Below are 21369 nucleotides of genomic sequence, written 5' to 3'. Positions count from 1 at the left end.
ATTTTATAAAAACTTATAGTTTCAATACTATTAAAAATTAACCTGTATACCTGCCTGGAATGACTTAGGTTGAGGATACACCGCAAAGTCGATACCATTGGTTAATGAAGAATTAGGAGTTCGGTTACCAACCTCCGGATCATAACCAGTGTATTTTGTAAACGTCAGGATATTTTGTCCTGATACATAAATGCGCAAACTCTTTACTGTTCCTTTGGTGTAAGTACTCAAAGATTTTACAGGAACAGTGTAACCTATCATTATATTTTTCAGGCGCATAAATGACCCATCTTCAAGAAACCTTGTTGAAGGGCGTGCATTTTCATTGGGATCGGAAGAAATAGCACGTGGGATGTTAGTATTGGTATGCGTTGGTGTCCAGGCATCTAATACCTGTGTACCGGCATTGAAAAAACGAACCATACCTTCAGTAATTACCCTGGTGGCATTAAATACTTTATTACCCTGTACTCCCTGGAAGAAAAGCGATGCATCGAAATTCTTATAATTTCCCCCCAGGTTAAAAGCATAAGTTACTTTAGGAATAAAACTACCTAAAAACTGGCGGTCATTAAGATCAATCACCCCATCACCGTTCAGGTCTTTAAACATAATATCACCGGGAGCAGTACCTGCATTTTGTTTAGCATGCTTGCTGATATCTGCTGCGTTTTGAAAAATACCTTCAGTAACCCAGCCATAAAAAGCCTGGATAGGGTGACCAACCTGGGTATTGGTAATATTATAAGAACCAAAGTCTGCATTACCACCTGCTTCAATATTACTAACGCCTTCGGCTAAACGGGTTACCTGGTTGGTTACAAAACTCAGGTTAGTACTAACATACCATTTAAGAGCGCCTTCCCTGTCATTATAACCCAATTGCACTTCAAAGCCACTGTTTTTCATTGAGCCAACATTTTGATTTACTGTGCTGGTCAGGTATCCAAAAGAAGGAGGAAGCGGAACACTTAAGATCAGGTTGTCAGTTTTTCTCTGGTAATATTCGGCAGTAAGAGTAACCTTATTTTTAAGTATCCCTAAATCTAACCCGATATTGATCTGCTTGGTTTTTTCCCATTCCAGGTCGGTATTTCCCAATCCTGGTATTGAAGAGGCAGCACCTCCGGTAATTGATCCGCCAAATGGATAATAAGCACTATTAGAAGCAACACTTACTAACCACGGCGTATTACCCAGTACCTGGCCGTTAAGGCCGGTAAGGCCATACCCGGCCCTTAATTTTAATTCTGAAATATCAGGCATGCTCCTGATAAAATCTTCCTGGTCAATTCTCCAGCCTACAGATGCAGAAGGGAAAGTAGCCCATTTTTTACCAGGTGCCCAAACTGAAAGTCCGTCACGTCTAACAGCAACACTTAACATGTATTTGCTTTTATAATCATAGTTCAAACGGCCCAGGTAAGATAGTAGGGTGTTTTCTCCAATCAGCGTTTGTGCCGAAACGTTAGTAGCGTTATTTAACGTTCTCAGTTCGTTAGATGGCTGGTTGCCACTGGCATTTTCCTGCTTTGTTTTTTGGCCCTGGTCCTCAAACACTGCAATAGCATTTATGTGGTGATTGCCAAATGTGTTATCAAATGACAATTGCTGCGTAAATAATTGCACAGTGGAAATATTTCGGTTATTGGTAACTGTTGCCTGTGTAGCGCTTGAACCGGCAATAGCCCCATTATCGTTGAAAATCGGTGCAAAACGATAGTTTAAACTACTGGCATAGTCTATCCCGAAAGTGGATCTGTATTTAAGCCATTTTGTAAGATTTACTTCAAGGAATGCTGTTCCTAAAATTTTTGCCGTAGTTCTGTTACCGGGATTTTTTAATGCGGCATCTTCTACAGGGTTAGTTGGATCACCCCCGTCTTTAGTAGCATCTACACCTCGGTAACCACCATTAGAAGTGGGGTCATAAACGGGTATATGTGGCATCATTCTTATAACATTCACCAGGTTGGTCCTGGAACCGGTTTCATTATTATCATAAGCCTGATCGCCGGAGGCGGCATACAAATTTTCACCAAAAGTGAATATTTTGCTTATAACATGATCGGAGTTAATGCGGAAATTATAACGTTGATAAGCCACACCTGGCGCAGTACCTTCCTGGTTGGTATAACCGGCAGAAGCATAAAAACGTGATACGTCATTACCGCCGCTTAAACCAATATTGTGTTGGTTCATTGCTCCCTTTTTAAAATACGCATCCTGCCAGTCGGTATTGGTTTGTCCGTAGGTTTGTGTTGCCCCTGCATAGATGGGTTGGTTAATATCCGGTGCAGTAAGGCGAGGTACCTGGCTACCTCTGTAAGCAACTGCGTATTGCATAAATTGCGCAGTATTCAACAGCGAAAGCCGTTCAGTAACTTCCTGTGTACCCAGGTACGAATCAAGGGTTACGCTTATTTTTCCACTTCGTTTACCTTTCTTGGTGGTAATCATAATTACACCATTGGTAGCCCTTGAACCATATATTGCGGCAGCTGAAGCATCTTTCAATACATCCACAGACTCAATATCTTTTACATCAATGGCAGCAAGATCCCCTGTAGGAAAACCATCAACTACGTACAATGGATCCGAAGCAAAACTGATGGAACTGATACCCCTGATACGAACAATAGGTTCGGTACCCGGGCTACCGTTATTGGTTACCTGTAAACCGGCAATACGGCCTTGCAAAGCCTGCGAAATGGATAAGGCAGGCAGTTCATTCAGTGTTTTACTGTTAACGCTGGACACCGCCCCGGTTACCAAAGTTCTTTTTTGTGTACCGTAACCTACTACCACCACTTCGTTTAGTGCCTTATTTAATAAAGACATTGCTACTGTTACGGTTGTTTTGCCATCAATATTTACTTCCCGTGTAGCCATACCTATAAAAGAAAATACCAGCACTTTTGCATTATCATCCACTTCAATTGAGAATGCACCATTTTTATCTGTTGTAGTGGTTTTGGTATTGCCTTTTACCTGCACTGACACGCCAACAAGTGGCTCGCCACCTTCCTGGGTCACTGTACCGGTAATGGTTCGCATTATGCCAGCATCTGAAAGCGGGTCTCTTTTCTCTGAAATAATAAAAACACCAGAGGTTTCATCAAACCTGTATTTAAGCCTGGTTTGCAGTATTACGGCATCCATTACCTCTAATAACGGGGTTTCTTTTGCATTTACGGTTACAATCTTTCCTGCCGGAATAATGTCATTGCAAAACGTAAACCGGTATTTGGTTTCTTTTTCGATTGCTTTGAAAAACGTCGTCATTTTTACTCCTTTTAACGAAAGGGTTACTTTCACGTCCTGGGAGAACCCGCCGGCGTGTACCATCATGGCGCAGGCAAACAGCAGAATTGAGGTTAGTTTCATAATTTTAAGCAGCTTCGCTAAAGATGGAGGTGCAAAACTCCATCTGTAAGCATGATTTTTTTTCATACCTTTATTTTGGTTTTTAATTAAAAAATAGAAACCACTTTTTTCTTATAAAAGGTGTTTCAAAGTTTTTAGTACAGGGGGAATGTTGCCGCATTCTTCCCTGTATTTTTATTTTGACAGGTTTATTATTAATGTTTCGCCTCTCTCAATGGTATAGTGAAAATTTCTGGCTTCTTTTAAATAATCAAGCACTGTATTCAGGTCTTCCTTTTCAAAAATTCCTGTAAAGCGGTAATTTCTGATAACACTATCCTTGAAATTAATTTTTGCACCGTACCATCTTTCCAGTAATACCGCAATGCCATCAAAATCCTCATCGTCAAATATTAATTTGTTTTCCTTCCAGGCTATTTCTTTAATATCGCCGTTGTGGGTTACCACAAGCTTTTTCTTAAGGCTATCGGGTACATTTATAGCAGTTACTTTTTTTGCCAATGATGAATTTGTATTTTCATTCGGGTGTCGCCATTCAATTTTCTGATTAGGATAAAGCAACATCTTAAGGTTATTGTCTTCTTTAAGTGTTACTTCTACCAGTCCTCTTATTAAAGATGTTTCAGTAGATTTTTCATTCAGGTAAGCCTTTACATTGAATGCTGTACCCAGTGCTTTTACGTCCATTGCAGGTGTATGCACAATAAAAGGGTGGCTGGTATCATGCTTTACCTCAAAAAATGCTTCACCTTCCAGGTAAACATCACGTGTTGCTGTTCCAAATTTTTCGTTGATCTTAATATTGCTTCCGGCATTTAAGGTTACTATAGACCCATCCGGTAATTGAATATTCTTTCTTTCGCCATAAGCCGCCATATAGGTCTTAATGTCATTGTTTTTGCCTGCAACAAAATAACGGCTAGCAAAAAACAATCCAGCTATCAGTATGGCTGCAGCTGAAATTTTAAACAGCAAAGGCAACATCCTCCGCTGTTTTACTTTTTCAAACTGTTCCATCTGAATAACGGGAGCAACTTCCCCTTCGCTGATGCTATTCTTTAAACGGGTAGCCTGCTCCTCCAGGTCGGCCAATGCCAAGGCATTGAACAATTGAATATATTTTTCTTTTGCATGGTTCACCAATAAGCTCCTGGTGGGATTCACTTTTACATAATTCTCCCAAAAAGTAATATCATCAGGAGAAATCCCTTTGCAGTAATTAATAAAAGATTCGTCAGACAACAGATCCTCGATGCTCATTTTATCAGCGTTCATAATATAGTATTAGTGTATCAATCTTAAAACAGAGTGTGCAGCAGGTATTTTTTACCCGTTATTTTTGATTTTTTTTTCTAAACAGGGAGATTAGTATTAAACTGGCAACAAAAAACCACTTTGATAGTTACCGGGCAGGGGCAATGGTGGCCGCAGCTGCTAAAAGAGTAAGCAGGGACAGGAGTGCGGCACTACGGGGATATTGGCTTGCTGCCATATCTAATTTCAGTTTTTTTAATCCTTCGTGAATTTTATTATATACCGTGCGGTGGGATAAACCGGTTCTTTGTACAATTTCTTCGTAGCTGAGGCCTTCGTAAAATTTCAGCACTATCAGTTCCTTCTGCCGGTTCGGGAGTTCGTTAATGCGATCCATTAATAGTTTGAATAGATGGCTCTGTTCGTCTTTCCTGATTAGTTTTTCCTCTGGATTGAGTTGGGAATCTTCGGCATAACTGTTCCATACCACCTGCAGTACGCCTGATTGTTTAGATTTTTTCCAATCAGAAGTAAGCTTTCTTAAAAATGAAGTAACCAGGTAACATTTAACATTGTTGGCCTCCTGAATTGTTTCCCTTTTTTCCCACAAGTATAAAAATAATTGCTGTATGGTATCTTTTACCAGCTGGGCGTCTTTCATTTCTTTAAGCCCGATAAATAAAAGAGTATGGTAGTATTTTTTGTATAAGGCTAAAAACATTTCCTTATCGCCCTGTCTTAGCCCCAGCCACAAGTTATCATCATTATTCATAAGCAATCGTAAAAGTAATCAAGTAAAAATCTTATCTGGTCACGGTGAAACATATCACTGTTCAAAGTATAGACATGTTTACTTAACCGTAAAGTTTTGGTAAATCCACAACCAAAGTAGGAAATTTAATTCAGCTTTTATAATTGTTATTATAAAAAAAATGACAACACAATAATTATATTCATCGTTAAAAAATGCAACTAACTGCAACTCATTATCTTCACAAAGGTTTATGCAACTTTTTATTGATTGTTGCATAAAATTATTCTCTCGTTATGTGGTACTCGCTATTGAATATAGGTTTTAAGTTACAGCAGCTGTTGCATTATTTATTTCAGCCAACGAAAAAAAGGATTTAAAAATTATTGTTAGGTGAATTACTAAAGGTTAGCTAAACCGGAGTATGCAATCAGTCCGCTAAAAAGCAAATTATCCGAGAAATAAGCCAATGGATAAAATGGGAAAGCAATTTATCCTTCATGGTAAGGTTTTGTAACAAAAAAAGAAAGGTAATCCTGATGAAGATTACCTTAATTCTGATTTTGCGATCCGGATTGGATCCTTACTACTTTCTTATATCCCTGTATGTCAATAATTTAACTACGCCATTTCTTTCGGTGAAACAAAATATGAGAAAAATCCTTTCATTGTTACGATTCTTATATGCTAAACTAGAACCTTGTATCATTCATCCTTTAGCACATTTTGATTGTTGCTGTTGACAAATCATAACGGGATCTGGTAAAATTGGCCCAAGTTCGAATCTTGTCATCCCGGTATTATTTTCAAAAGATTGATTTTATGATTGTAAGACTATCCATCAGTTAAAAAATAAATCATAGTTGAGAAAATAAGATTATCGCCATGATTTAATTTATTTCCTCGTATTAGACTATAGAATCTTATACAGCACAATTTTTTTTTTGACAGTAATCATCTTCCCTGCCAGCCTTCCTCTTAGCCTTTATACTGTGTGATAAGGATAAAAATATACAGGTATATGCCCGTTTAATCAGAAAACACCCCCGTCTGCATATTGGCTGTTTTTACTAACTCCATTTACAAATAATTTGTACCTGCATCAATAATTTTTAGACATGAAAAAATATGTATTGGTAGTAATTATGCTGTTGTGCTATTGGCAAAATGTATTCTGCCAAAACGTACCCGGTGTGCAAACATCATGTACTACTTCATCCCAGGGTACGGCAGGTAAATTTGTGATCAGCTACACGATCGGTGAAATGCCAATGGTTCAAAGCTGGCAAAGTAATGGTTTGCTGATAACGCAGGGTATAATACAGCCACTGACATTTATAGCAGATACAGTTTATGAATGCTTTAGCCATACTGAAGTAAAAGTATATCCTAATCCCAATCCCGGTATTTTTTCCCTGCAACTAAGTATTTTAAAACCAGGCAGTGCAAAAATTATTTTGTTTGATGCAACAGGCAGGCAAATACAGCAGGATGAATTTGATTATATCACTTTCACCACCAGGCAATACAATATCATGAAGCTGGCGGCGGGCATATATTACCTGCAATTATTTTTTACGGAAGCCGGAAACAGTAAAGCAAAAAAATGTATTTACACAATTCAGAAATCGAATTAACCGCCTTAAAATAATAACTATGAAATCATTATTTAGCTTCATTATTGTAATTGCTTTTGTAAATACTATAAAAGCACAGGTACCTAACCAGTTTAACTACCAGGCTGTAGCTCGTAACAGTTTAGGCGAAAGTATTGGCAATGCTAATATAAGATTACGGTTAACCATTTTAGATGGCAGTGCTTCCGGGGTTAACGTATATAGTGAGGTGAGGCAGGTAATCACTAATCAACTCGGTATTTTTACTGCTGCCATTGGCGGTCCAGGTGCAGTAAGTACTACCGGCAACTTTGCCACAATTAACTGGAGTACCGGCAAAAAATTTATAAAAGTAGAAGCAGATCCTTTAGGAGGAAATAACTTTAGTATACTGGGAAATACCGAAATGCTGAGTGTACCTTATGCATTATATGCAGTAAATGGAAAAGTTGGCCCTGCAGGTCCTGCCAATATTTTAAATATTGGAACAGTAACTACCGGAACACCGGGCTCAGCAGCCAATGTAACAATTACGGGTACCAGCCCTTCACAAACATTAAATTTAACCATACCAACCGGGGCTGCAGGGCCAACTGGTGCTACCGGTCCGCAAGGCCCTATAGGCTTAACAGGTGCAACAGGTCCGCAGGGTATACAGGGAGTAGCAGGACCTATTGGCGCTACAGGCCCTGCAGGTGCTATCGGCCCCGCAGGACCGCAGGGTATACCCGGAAAAAATACATTGATAAAAACAACAGCAGAACCTTCTGGGCCTAATTGTGCCGATGGTGGGGTAAAACAGGAATATGGAATTGATGCCGATGGCAATGGTATACTGGACCCCGCTGAAATAAATGCTACACTCACGCAATACGTTTGTAACGGCACTGCCGGCGCAGCAACTGGTTTTTGGGACCTCAACGGAACAGCTATTTTTAACAATAACACGGGAAATGTAGGTATTGGCACCAATAACCCGGGCTCAAAATTAACTATCGAAACGGGATATAACACCAACGGATGGATGCATATTGGAAGAAATGGAACTGATTCAATTGTTGCCAGGGAAACTATCGGAGGCGTTTCTGCAGCCATCGGAACAGCAACAGAACATATACTTCGCTTAACAGCCGGTGCACTTGGCAGAATACAGGTAATACCAACAGGTGAAGTGATCATCGGTGATAATTTCGTTTCCCCCTTTGGCAGGCTTACCGTTCAAACCACAAACAATGCCTACGGTATATCACATTTAGGAGAAGGAGGCAATATACTGGCTACCAGGATGGGGGGTAGTTCTGCAGGTATTGGAACTTTCTCTGCTACCAATATGCGTATTTTTAGCGGCGGTTTTAGCAGGATATTAGTTGCAGAAGCAACAGGTAATGTTGGAATAGGAACAGACAACCCCACCTATAAACTTTCGGTAGTGGGTAACATACGGGCTTATGAACTGGTGGTAGAAAATAACTGGGCCGATTATGTGTTTGATAAAAAATATAAACTCCTTCCTTTAACAGAAGTAGAAAAATTCATTCAGCAAAATAAGCACCTGCCCAATATCCCTTCGGCGAAAGACGTGGAAGAAAAAGGCTTACATGTAGGCGATATACAAAAAAGAATGATGGAGAAAATAGAAGAACTCACCTTATACATTATTCAGCAACAAAAAGAAATTGATGCATTAAAAAAAAACGCAGGCACAGATCATTAATACTACTTTCTTTTAATCACTAAAAATTTTCAACGATGAAAAAGAAAATTGTAACAACAATATGTTTTATAGTTGCTTTTATGTGTTGCATGGCACAACAGACAATCAGCCCCGAATTGAAAACTGCATTAAATAATAAATCCGGTTTTGAAGAAGTAGTAAAAACCATAACTGATTATTATGTACAGAAAGATTATGCTACTGATAAGAAATTATACTCGCAGTTTAAAAAATGGAACCGCTGGGCCTGGTATATGGGTATACACCTTGATGACCAGGGACATGCAGTAAACATTTCAGAAAAAACATGGGAAGCTGTTCATCAAAATTCAGTACAAAGAAATCCTGGTAATTTCAATACGCCTAACAGCCCTGCCTCTAATTCAGGTTACTGGTCACCAGTAGGGCCCTTTTCAGTTTCCAGCGGAGTGGGCAGGGTAGACCGTTTGGCTTTTGATCCTGTTAACCCTAATATAATATATGCGGGTACCCCTGCAGGTGGGTTATGGCGTACACTTGATGGCGGTGCCAACTGGGGAGCATTGAATGGCTATCTTCCCAATATTGGTGTTTCGGGAATTGTTGTTGACCGTGATAATGTCAATACGCTATATGTACTTACAGGGGACGGCGATTCAAATATCAACGGATTTGTAGAAACCTTTGGTTATATACGTCCTAGTATCGGTGTTTTAAAATCTACTGATGGAGGGATAAGTTGGAGTAAATTATCCAATATTGTTGTACCCGGCACAACGTTTTATGGCTTTAAGCTGGTGCAATCACAAGACTTTCACAACAGGTTTTTTGCGTGTACATCAGACGGATTATACAGGAGTACAGACTATGGTGTAACCTGGACAAGAGATGCCACGATTGGCATCACTTCAGTATATGACGTTGAATTAGGACCGCCAAGTTACGTATATGCATGTACTGCTTCAAGGGTATATATTTCAACCAATTTTGGCAACCCGTTTGTGGCAGTTCCCAACACCGCTTTTTCGAGTGTGCCTGTCAGTAGTGGCAGGGCAGCATTGGCCGTAACTGCAAACATTCCTAACAGGTTGTACGTAAGCTTTGGAGTAGATGCTGTGCATAGCCTGTTGTACAGGTCTGATAATAATGGCACTTCCTTTACATTGGTCAATGCGGCGGCTCCTCCTACGCAGTCTTATATGGCCGCCTTGGCGGTAAGTCCGGCCAATGGTAACATTGTGCAAATGGGTGAAGTTACCCTGCAACGGTCGTTGACTGGCGGACCTGCATTTGCAGTTGTAGGAACCGGCATTGTTCATGCAGATGTGCATGAACTGCAATACAATCCTTTAAATAACCTGCTGTATGCAGCCTGCGACGGAGGTGTTTACCGCAGTACAGATGAAGGTGGTAACTGGAGTTCCCTGTTCAATGGTATTCAAAATTCACAGTTCTATCATTTTACAGGTGTTAATGGCAATAATAATTTAATTCTTGGTGGTGCACAGGATAATGGTCTTATTCAATCTACCAATAACGCAGGCGGATACCAGCAGGTGTTGGGTGGGGATGGCTACGAATCCGCTTACCTGAATGGTAATACCAATGCTTTCTATTTTAGTATCAATACCTTTCTGATCAAGGGCACTACCAGTCCTCCTTTTAATGCTACTAAAACGCCACCCGGTGCAACAGGTTTTTACCCTTCAGTAGCCATACACCCTGCCAATGACCAGGTTATTTATGCCGGCTTTACAAATGGAATATTCAGAACCGATAATGATGGTGCCACCTGGGCTAATAAAGGAAACCAGGCCTCTGTTAACGGCGGCCCGGCCGGCGGGCTGGCAGTTAGTGCCAACACACCCGACCGTGTGTACGCAGCAAGTAACACCACTTTATGGCGAAGCGATAATAAAGGAGACAACTGGACTACTATTTCCGGTACCCCTGGATGGCCGGGAGCTTCTGTAGCTATGCCCATTACAGATATCTGCAGCCGCCCTAATAACGGAGATGAGATATGGGTTACATTTGGAGGTTACACTTCGGCAAGGAAAGTCTACTACTCCTCCAATGGTGGGGCAGGCTGGTCTAATTTCTCCGGATCATTACCAAACCTACCGGTTTACTGCATTAAATATACCAGCGACGGAGATGCCTATATAGGAACCGATATCGGTGTATATTTCATGGACTTTGCAATGAACGACTGGGTACCTTTTTACAATGGATTGCCGGTTGTACCTGTAGCAGACCTGTTTGTTAATGAGATTGACGGGAGTATCCGTGCCGGCACTTTTGGCCGTGGTATATGGCAAAGCGATCTTTATGCAGATTGCGGCCCTCTGCTTTTACTCAGCGGTATTACGCAGGGAAATAATTTTTATCAATCAGGCGGAAATGTAGAGAGTATCCAGGATATACCCGGATCGTTAGGTAATTCAGTTAAATATCGGTCGCCAGTAAAAATCGTTCTCAAGCCTGGCTTTAGCATAAAAAATAACGCTTACCTGCATGCATTGATCGGTCCTTGCGGCCAGGGTGTGTTTAAATTGAACAGCAGTAATACGGCATTATCTAAAGGAGATTATTTTAAAATGAATTTGCAGGAAAGCATTTTAACCGGCAACTAAAAAGTTACAGCTACAATAAAAAATGACGGCATTATGAAACAATTGTTCCTTTTTATGTTTTCTTTTTTTTACTTAAACCTTGTAAAGGCACAGGTACCCAACCAGTTTAATTACCAGGCGGTGGCCCGTAACAGCCAGGGACAAAGCATTGGCAATGCCAATATAAAATTACGCTTATCTATTGTAGATGGCAGTGCTACGGGAACAGTAGTGTATAGTGAAGTAAGGCAAACCACTACCAACCAGCTGGGCTTATTTACTGCAGCTATTGGCGGCACGGGTGCAGTAAGTACAACAGGAAACTTTGCCACTATTGATTGGAGCACGGGCAAAAAATTTATCAAAGTGGAAGCCGATCCTTTAGGCGGCAACAGCTTCAGCCTGTTAGGTAACACCGAAATGCTGAGTGTACCTTATGCATTATACGCTGTAAATGGAAAAACCGGTCCTGCAGGCCCGGCGAATATTTTAAATGTCGGAACAGTAACAACAGGAATTCCCGGCTCATCAGCAAATGTAACGATTACGGGTACCAGCCCTTCACAAATATTAAATCTTACCATACCCACCGGGGCAGCAGGACCAACCGGTAATACTGGTCCACAAGGGCCAATCGGCTTAACAGGCGCAACAGGGCCGCAGGGTATACAGGGAGTACCAGGCTCAACGGGACCAATAGGACCTGTTGGCGCTACCGGGCCAATTGGTCAGCAAGGCATACCCGGAAAAAATACTTTAATAAAAACAACAACAGAGCCTGCAGGTGCCATTTGTGCGACAGGAGGCGTAAAACAGGAATATGGTATTGACGCCAATAGTAATGGCATATTGGATGCCCCGGAAATTGATCCCGTACTTACTAAATATATTTGTAATGGTGCAACCGGCAGTATTGCCAGTGCCTGGAACATCAATGGCAATTCGGCAACCAACCCGGTAACACAGTTTATTGGCACCACTGATGCCCAGCCTTTACGTTTCAGGATTAATAATCTTTGGGCGGGCGAAATACATCCAACTAATACTAATATTTTTTTAGGAATCGGCGCAGGGGAATCCGTTACCACAGGCACTCACAATACCGGTTTTGGAGAACAGGCATTGTCCAGTAATACAACTGGTAATTTTAATACTGCCAGCGGCTTTCTCGCCTTATCTAATTCTACAGGATCCGAAAATACAGCCACTGGTGCCAATGCATTGCAGAATAATATCACTGGATATAGTAATTCAGCCCTTGGCAGTTATGCGTTGGGAAGCAATACTACAGGTTTTCAAAATACAGCGAACGGAGCGGATGCTCTTTCTAGTAATTTGAGCGGCTCTTATAATACGGCTGTTGGAACTTGGGCACTTCGTGCTAATACCACAGGAACCTTTAACACTGCAACTGGCTTCCAGTCTCTGCTTAACAATAGCATCGGTAGTTATAATACCGCCATAGGCCAGTCATCATTGTTGTTAAATACAGCTGGTAGTTACAATACTGCTTCAGGTGTAGCGCTAGTATACAATACCACCGGAAATTTTAATGTAGCCAATGGATTTCAGGCACTTTTTCATAATACTATAGGTAATTACAGTACTGCTACTGGAAGTAATGCACTTACTTCGAACACAACAGGAGACAATAATACAGCTAATGGCGCATATGCATTAAATGCTAATACGACAGGAAATGATAATACAGCCGCAGGATTTCAGTCACTGTCTTCCAATACTATAGGAACAAATAACACGGCTAACGGCACTGTAACTTTATATTCCAACAGCACCGGGAGTTTTAATATCGCAACCGGTAATGCGGCGTTGTATTTAAACAACAATGGGTCTTTTAATGTTGCAACTGGTGTTTCGGCACTCCATGATAATAGCAATGGCTCAAGAAATACAGCGACAGGACATCTGGCACTTGTTAATAATACAGGCGGCAGCAATAATATAGGAATTGGGTACGCCTCTGGTACAAATACAGGTGCCCCTAATGTAAATAACAGCATCGGTATTGGCAATGATGGCAGTTTTTTAAATGGTACTTCTAACCAGGTCATCATCGGAAATGCCAGCACCGCTTTTATTGGTGGTAAAGTAAACTGGGGGGTGGTTTCTGATGAACGGATTAAAAAAAATGTACAGGAAGATGTAAAAGGACTCAATTTTATTTTAAAGCTCCGGCCTGTAACTTATCATATCAGTAATAGCGCCATCAATGAAGTAACAGGCGCAAAAGATACAGTTAATTTCCCCGAAAAATACGACGGCGAAAAAATTACCTACACTGGCTTTTTGGCTCAGGAAGTAGAAAAAGCCGCTAAAGCAGCTGGGTATAACTTTAGCGGTTACACTAAACCAGCCAATGCGCAACAACTATATACCATACGCTATGCGGAATTTGTGGTTCCCCTGGTAAAAGCTATGCAGGAACAGCAGGTAACTATACAAAATCAGCAACAACTAATTGAATCGTTGGAGAAGAGATTGACAGCATTGGAAGCGAAAAAATAATATATCATTAAACAACAATAAAAGTAATTAAATGAAAAACTACAAATCAATAATACCATTGTCGCTGATAGTGGTGTTATTTTTATCAGCTACAGCAGGTTGTAAAAAGAACAGTAAAGACACCCCCATAGTTCACGCCATCGGCGACAGCTTCCAGGGTGGGCGAGTGGCCTATATTTTACAAAGCGGCGACGTTGGCTTTGATGCCAATATACAACACGGAATAATAATAGCAACAACTGATCAAAGCACTACAGTTACCTGGGGGCCTAACTCAGTGTCTTTAATCGGAACGGAAACGTCCGTTGGGTCTGGCAATGATAACACCAATAAAATAGTGTCAGCGTTCGGTGCTGGTAATTATGCTGCCCGGCTTTGTTACGACCTGGGTTTGAACGGGTACACCGACTGGTATCTTCCAAGCAAAGATGAATTGAACAAATTATACCTCAACAAAGCCGCTATTGGAGGTTTCGCCAATTACAGGTACTGGGCATCCAGCGAAGATGCCATTAGTACCGCATGGCGGGAAGATATGGCACTCGGGTTGGTAGCAGCCAACTCCCGGCCAGGCCTATACTACGTACGTGCGGTCCGCTCTTTTTAAAAACAACAGCTACAGGTTTCAATATTGCAATAATTAATTTATAACCAATGAAATTTTTTTATTTCTTCATCCTACTAATGATAGTTTGTATTACAGCAAATGCACAAACCTGGACGGGCAGTTCCGGCACCAACTGGAATACTGCCAGCAACTGGAACCCTATAACGGTTCCGGGAAGTAATGATATAGCCACCATTCCTGCAGGAGCAACAAATTATCCAGTGTTAACCAATAATATTCTGGTAAGATCTATTGATATGCAGGCAGGCAGCCAGATAGATGTAAACGGTTTCAACATTACCATTAACAGCAATTATGATGTCCGTTTTACCGGCGCTACTATTAACAACAGTAATGCAGCTACCGATATCGTACTCAACATTGCTACCGGTAACAATGGCTATACCACTTATTTTAAAAACAATATCGTTAATGATGCCATCATCTTTAACATCAGCGGCTTCAATACTTTTTTAGACGGGGATGCAGGAACAGTTAATCAATTTAACGGAGATGTTACTTATAATATCACAGGTACGCTGGTAGTAGATATTTCACATATTATTCCTTCTCAATTTAATGGAAACCTTACAGTAAACCGTACTGTAAAAGGAGAGACACATGTATGTAATGGAGGGGGTAATATTGCGGGTGATTATACATTTACTGATAATACAGGCAGTATTATATTTATGGGAAATAACAATGCAAAAACCAGTATTGCCGGCACAGTTAATGTTGCAGCAACTGATCCTTCTCCAGGTACAACCACCGCATTTTTCGAGATGCATCGTATTATTAATCAAACAACAGGCGGTAATATTACTGTTCAGAATACTGCAGGATTTTTTTTGGAAAAAGACACCCTTAAAATAACTTCCCTCAATATGACGGGTTACAGGGGTAATGTAAATGGCCAGGCATCCAATAATGATATAACAGGAACAATTAACTTCAGCAACAATCCCATTCCTTTGGGCAACGCCAGTACTTATTTTACCAATAATTTATTTGCCGGTAATGTAACCATAACAAAAAACGCTGTAGGCTACCCGCTTTATGAATCTGGTAATCATTATACAGGCAATGTTGTTTTTAATTGCGACGGATCTGGCCCGGTGCAGATCTGTTATAGTGCATCATCACAGTTTGATGGCAACGTTACCATCAACCGAACTATTGCCGGTTATACGGAAGCATTTACTTACGGTGCTGTTATAAATGGTAATTTTTCTTATACTAATAACACTGCTGGTGATACACATCTTGGCAATTTTTTTGATTTTACCAATAGAAAAACAATCATCAGCGGTACTGTAAATATTACAGCGCATTACATAACGCCTGATGTTTTTGCCATGGATGAAATAATGAATCAAACCGGTGGAGGTAATATTGATGTACTTAATTCGAAAGGGTTTAATATAAAAAAAGATACACTCCTGGTAAACTCATTTAGTGTGACAGGGTACAGCAATCTTTTTGCACAGTTTTTTAATAATGCTATTACCGGCAATGTTACCATTGGTGATGATGCCGGTAATAACGGAGGCTTCTATACTGACATGCGCAATAATACCATTACCGGTGATTGTAACTTTTCAAATAACGCTAACAGTGCATTATTTGATGCATATAATCCGGGTTCATCTGATTACCACAATAAATATAACGGCAATGTAACCTATACCAGAACTAACGGTGATATATACATTGGTATTGGGGGTTCTTCAGCCAATACTAATGAGTACTGCCAAAATTTTACAATAAATTCTGCAAATAATATTTTAATTGGTAAGATAAAATTTATATGCACTGGAAACAGTATAATAGAACAGCTGGGTACACAACCTATAGTTGTAGAGCAACTCGTAATTGAAAAAACTGGCGCCGGTAAAATTACTTTGAATGATCCGGTTACCATATCCGGCAACGTAACTTTTATCAGCGGTATTATCTACAGTAGTACCACCAACAGTCTCACTTTTGCTAATAATGCTACACAAACAGGCGCTTCCGCAGCCAGCTACCTGGATGGGCCGGTAACTAAAATAGGCAATACTGCATTTGTATTTCCGGTTGGTAAACCAGGTGCATATGCACCCATCAGCATTTCTGCTCCTTTAAATTTAACTGATGCATTCCGGGCACAGTATTTTACAACTGATCCTTCTGGCAGTGGCTACAATACCAGTTTAAAAGATGTTTCGTTAAATCATTTGTCTTCATCGGAATACTGGATACTGGACAGAACTGTTGGTAGCTCCAGTGTATCGGTAACTTTAAGCTGGGATGCCAGCCGCAGCGGTACAGTAAATAACATCCCCGATCTTAGAGTAGCAAGATGGAACGGAAGTTTGTGGAAAGATGAAGGCAACAGCCAAACTACCGGTACTAATACAAGCGGTACTATTACATCACTGGGTGCAGTTACTAATTTTAGCCCATTTACTTTAGCTTCTGCAACCTTGTTAAATCCTTTACCGGTAAACCTGTTAAGCTTTACTGCAACAAGATGCAATACTGATGTGTGTTTATTGTGGATCACAGCAAATGAAATAAATTTCTCACACTATGAAATTGAAAAAAGCATTGATGGCAGAAATTTTAATGGATTTTACAGCATCCCTGCAAAAAATAATGCTGTACAGAACAGCTATATATCAACAGATGTAAATGCCACAGGCAATATTATTTTTTACAGGTTAAAAATGGTTGATATTAATGGTATGGTGAAGTATAGTGATATTATTAAAGTAACACTTGATAAACCGCAATTGGTTACTCTTTCACCAAACCCAGCAAACCATTTTATTATACTTAAAGACGTGAACAATTATCATACTGTAAGAATAATTGATGTTACAGGAAAACTTCAGCAACAAAAAAGTATTGTAAAAAACACAGAGGAGATCAATGTAAGCCGCCTGGCTGCAGGTATATACCTGGTGGAATTGACTGGGAATACAGGAAGAGTAACTATAAAGTTTGTAAAACAATAATTACTTTTCTAAACTAAAATAATATACGGCGTATGAAAAGAAATGATTTTATTGTGTCTGCATTGGCCAAGGGTTTAAATAAGTGGGGATGAAGGCAGGATACATGGCCATATCAAATTAAAAGGTATTGACTCCAATATCCTGGCTACCTTACGATACACTACTATTAAAATTATAAAATCAATATGTTCAAAAACGATAAGTAACTTTAATACATGAGCTATTGCCGCCTTATTTTATTGATTGGGTTTATTGCTGCTATTACAACAAGAACAAAGGCGCAGGAAAGTTTTAGTTATTCTTTTCGTCACCTCAGCGAAGCAGATGGATTATTACACAAACAGGTGCTTGCAGTAACACAGGATAAAAAAGGTTTTATCTGGATAGCTACAACCAATGGATTACAGCGGTATGATGGTGTGAGTTTTATTAATTACACTGCGGCTCTTAGTAATCCTGCCGAAGGGCTTACCCAGGGCATTGACATGAGTGCTGATAAAAAAAATGACCTGCTGTGGATCAGAAATAAGAATTACATCGAAAAATTGCAATTAGGGAAAAGCCGCTTTAATATTTATAATGTTGACAAGATATTAAAAGATTCTGCACATCTCTTCAATTCCTATCGGGAATCAAATAACCAGGAGTGGTTGGTTTCACAGAATTCAGTTTACTATAAGGATACCAGCAAGAAAAAATTCAATTTCGGATACCTGGATACCCATGCCGCAAACCCTTATCAAAGTTCTTACATTGCTTTAGATAGCCGTAATAACAACTTATGGATAGCTAATTACAGGGACTTATATTTATTTAACAGGAAAGACAGGACGGTTTGGTCAAGTACTTTTGACCCCGCTTACCATCCTCTTTTGCAGGCATTATTTTATGGAACAAGAAATACTTCGGTAAGGTACCTGATGATCGATAGCAGGCACAATATCTGGGTTACCACCTGGTCCGATAAATTATACAAATATGATGACAGCACAAAAAAAGTAAGCACGTATTCTTTATCAGTTATAAAAAAAAGGGAAGAAGGAGATAAGACCGCAGTTGCAGGCCTCCTTATTGATTGTATGCTGGAAGACGATGCTCATAATATCTGGATAGGGACAGAAGGAGCAGGATTATTACGATACAATCCGGGGAAAGATAATTTTGATTATTGTATCTCCAGTAAAAAAAACAACGAAGGAATTGAATACAATTTTAAAATATTCAGTCTTTTCCAGGATGTGGAACAGAATATATGGGTAGGTACAGATAAAGGCATCAGCATCTTTAATCCTTACCGGCAGTATTTTAAATCCATCCGGCACGAAGAAGATAATCCGCTTTCGATAAGTAAAATTGAATTGGAAAGTTTTATACAAGCCTCTACTGGAGACATGTATATCGGTACCTGGGGTGGAGGTATTGCTGTGTATGATCAACAACTTAAATTTAAAAAGAACATAGTTTTTAAAGGACCTTCTGAAGTGAATTTTATATGGAGTTTTCAACAGGTTGACGAACAGACCTTATGGATAGGATGCCAGCATGGTTATTTACTGGTGTATAATATACTTACTGGCAATACACAAACATTACACCCACCGGAAATGGAGGGATACACTATCCGCTGCATGAAGAAAGACAACAACGGAAATATATTATTCGGGCTGCATAGTGGTGAGATAGCGAAATGGGACAAGCAACAGCAACGTTTTTTTTCCTGTAAGGATAGCTTAAAAATACCTGCGCCTGTAACTAATATGTTTATTGACAAAGCGCAACATTGCTGGATAGCTACTGAAGCTGGCTTTAAAGAATTTGATCTTAAAAAAATGGTATACATCAATACCTGGCAGCCGGATAAAAATAATACTAAGAGTATTTCCGCAAAGATCTGTACAGGGATAGAAGAATACAATGACAGTACACTGATGATAGGTACAAATAACGGAGGCCTGAATTTTTTCAATAATAAAACAAAAAATTTTTCGCACATAAATGTGGCTGATGGCCTGCCGTCCAACAACATTTACGCCATAAAGAAAGATGCTGCAGGTTATGTGTGGTTTACTACAGAATCCAATCTATATAAATTTATTTACAGCGATAATAAATTTATTCCATACCGTATGGAAAGCGGGCTTATTAATTCCCCTTTTAAATCAGCTGATTTTTATCCGTTGAAAGATAGCCAGTGGCTTACATTTACATATTCTGAGGCAATTATCTTTCCACCGGAAAGGACAAATTACCCGGGTAACTCACAGTCCAAAATAGAGATAACAGGCTTTAAAATTTTTGATAACCCTTTGCTGATCGATTCTTTAATTTATCAAAATAATCCTGTACGGCTTTCCTACAAAGAAAATTTTTTTACTGTAGAATTTTCAGCTTTGAATTTTTCAAGCCTTCAGCAAACCAATTATTATTACCGGCTCAACGGAATAGATAAAAACTGGGTAAATGGCGGAACAAAACATTTTGCCAATTATACAGACCTGCATCCGGGTGAATATCTTTTTGAAGTAAGAGCCGAAAATGGAAGCAATAAAGGGGAGGTGACTTCTTTCAGGATAATTATAACACCCCCCTTCTGGAAAACATGGTGGTTTATCTCTATTTTATTTGTAATTGTTTTTTTATTAACCCTTGTATTAGTAAAATGGCGTGAAAAGAATATAAAGGAAATAGCGGCTGAAAAACTAAAAGTACAGCAATTAAATGCGGAGCAATATAAAAGTAAATTAGAGATGGAGCAGATCATCAATTATTTTTCCTCTTCATTAATTGATAAGAACACAGTAGACGATGTTTTATGGGATGTGGCAAAAAATCTTATTGGCCAGTTAGGATTTGACGATTGTATTTTGTATTTATGGAATGCTGATAAAACGGCAATGATACAGAAAGCAGGTTTTGGCCCTAAGGGTTCGGTGGAGCAAATTAATAAACAGCCATTTGATGTATTGCCGGGGCAGGGGGTAGTTGGTTTTGTTATCCAATCTAAGGAATCAGTCGTAATTCCTGATACTTCTAAAGATACCCGTTACAGGCCAGATGAAATGACAAGATGGAGTGAGATAACTGTTCCCGTAATTTATAACAATGAGTTAATAGGCGTAATAGACAGCGAACATAATGAGAAGAATTTTTTCACCCAGCAGCACCTGCAGGTATTGAATACCATTGCAACACTAATGGGTAATAAAATAAGATCGATTGAAGCAGAGCAATCGTTGCAGCAATCCAATATAGAAATGTACAGCATGAATGAACAGCTTTTAAAAGCAAAGCTGGAAGCATTGCGCAGCCAGATGAATCCGCACTTTATTTTCAATTCTTTAAATGCGATAGACAATTTAATACAAACCAACCAGAAAGATAAAGCTACTACTTACCTTGCACGTTTTGCAAAACTCATCCGTAATGTGCTCGACAGTTCTAAGAAGGATGTGGTAGCTTTTCAGAAGGATTACGAAACATTGGAATTATACCTCCAAATGGAACAGTTTCGCTGTAGTGATAAATTTAGTTATGAATTAGTTGCAGAAGAAGAGTTGTTACACAGCGACTATAAAGTACCGCCACTGATTGCGCAACCTTTTGTGGAAAATGCCATTCATCATGGATTATTAAATAAACAGAATGGAGGCAGAAGACTTACAATTACTGCGACCCTGGAAACTGATTACATTAAGTATACTGTTGAAGACAATGGAGTAGGTCGTGCTAAAGCCCAGCAACTGAAGGAAATTAATAAACCCGAACATATTTCCTACGGAATAGATATCACCAAAGAACGTATTCAGTTATACAATCAAAACGGGGCGAACAACAATGTGATCATCACGGATATTTTTGAAAATGGCGAACCTTCAGGAACAAGGGTGGAGATATGGGTAAAAATGGTATAAAAAATAT

10 protein-coding genes are annotated in these 21369 nt (G+C 39.6%); 7 read left to right on the top strand and 3 right to left on the bottom strand.

Going from position 1 to position 21369, the window contains the following annotated elements:
- Positions 1-30 precede the first annotated feature (30 nt).
- The 3 genes from ACQ334_RS14570 to ACQ334_RS14560 form a co-directional block, all read right to left on the bottom strand.
- Entirely contained in the window at positions 31-3453 is a 3423-nt protein-coding gene (locus ACQ334_RS14570) for a SusC/RagA family TonB-linked outer membrane protein (RefSeq protein ID WP_430988969.1), read from the bottom strand.
- A gap of 108 nt (positions 3454-3561) precedes the next feature.
- Entirely contained in the window at positions 3562-4662 is a 1101-nt protein-coding gene (locus ACQ334_RS14565; protein WP_430988968.1) for a FecR family protein, read from the bottom strand.
- A 127-nt stretch (positions 4663-4789) separates the two neighbouring features.
- Entirely contained in the window at positions 4790-5413 is a 624-nt protein-coding gene (locus ACQ334_RS14560; RefSeq protein WP_430988967.1) for an RNA polymerase sigma factor, read from the bottom strand.
- Between the two features lie 1097 nt (positions 5414-6510).
- Here ACQ334_RS14560 and ACQ334_RS14555 point away from each other — a divergent pair.
- The 7 genes from ACQ334_RS14555 (at position 6511) to ACQ334_RS14525 (ending at position 21362) form a co-directional block, all read left to right on the top strand.
- The gene (locus ACQ334_RS14555; RefSeq protein WP_430988966.1) at positions 6511-7029 is read left to right on the top strand and encodes a T9SS type A sorting domain-containing protein; all 519 of its coding nucleotides are present in this window, start codon (positions 6511-6513) and stop codon (positions 7027-7029) included.
- A 19-nt stretch (positions 7030-7048) separates the two neighbouring features.
- Positions 7049-8722, top strand: a complete 1674-nt coding sequence (locus tag ACQ334_RS14550) for a DUF7151 family protein (protein WP_430988965.1) — start codon at positions 7049-7051, stop codon at positions 8720-8722.
- A 35-nt stretch (positions 8723-8757) separates the two neighbouring features.
- On the top strand, positions 8758-11337 hold the full coding sequence (locus ACQ334_RS14545) for a 3-coathanger stack domain-containing protein (RefSeq protein ID WP_430988964.1): 2580 nt from the start codon (positions 8758-8760) through the stop codon (positions 11335-11337).
- A 33-nt stretch (positions 11338-11370) separates the two neighbouring features.
- The gene (locus tag ACQ334_RS14540; protein WP_430988963.1) at positions 11371-13842 is read left to right on the top strand and encodes a DUF7151 family protein; all 2472 of its coding nucleotides are present in this window, start codon (positions 11371-11373) and stop codon (positions 13840-13842) included.
- A gap of 31 nt (positions 13843-13873) precedes the next feature.
- Positions 13874-14449 carry a DUF1566 domain-containing protein gene (locus tag ACQ334_RS14535; RefSeq protein WP_430988962.1) on the top strand — a complete coding sequence of 192 codons (576 nt, stop codon included), beginning with the start codon at positions 13874-13876 and terminating at the stop codon, positions 14447-14449.
- Between the two features lie 47 nt (positions 14450-14496).
- A complete protein-coding gene (locus ACQ334_RS14530) occupies positions 14497-17451 on the top strand; it encodes a T9SS type A sorting domain-containing protein (protein ID WP_430988961.1) in 2955 nt (984 codons plus the stop codon).
- Positions 17452-17666: 215 nt separating this feature from the next.
- Complete coding sequence (locus ACQ334_RS14525) at positions 17667-21362, top strand: two-component regulator propeller domain-containing protein (protein WP_430988960.1); 3696 nt, start codon at positions 17667-17669, stop codon at positions 21360-21362.
- The last annotated feature ends 7 nt before the right edge of the window (positions 21363-21369 follow it).

Source organism: Ferruginibacter sp. SUN106 (genome assembly GCF_050611765.1).
Lineage (GTDB): Bacteria > Bacteroidota > Bacteroidia > Chitinophagales > Chitinophagaceae > Ferruginibacter.
Note: the sequence above shows the minus strand (reverse complement) of the source record. Positions and strands in the feature narration are given on the sequence as shown.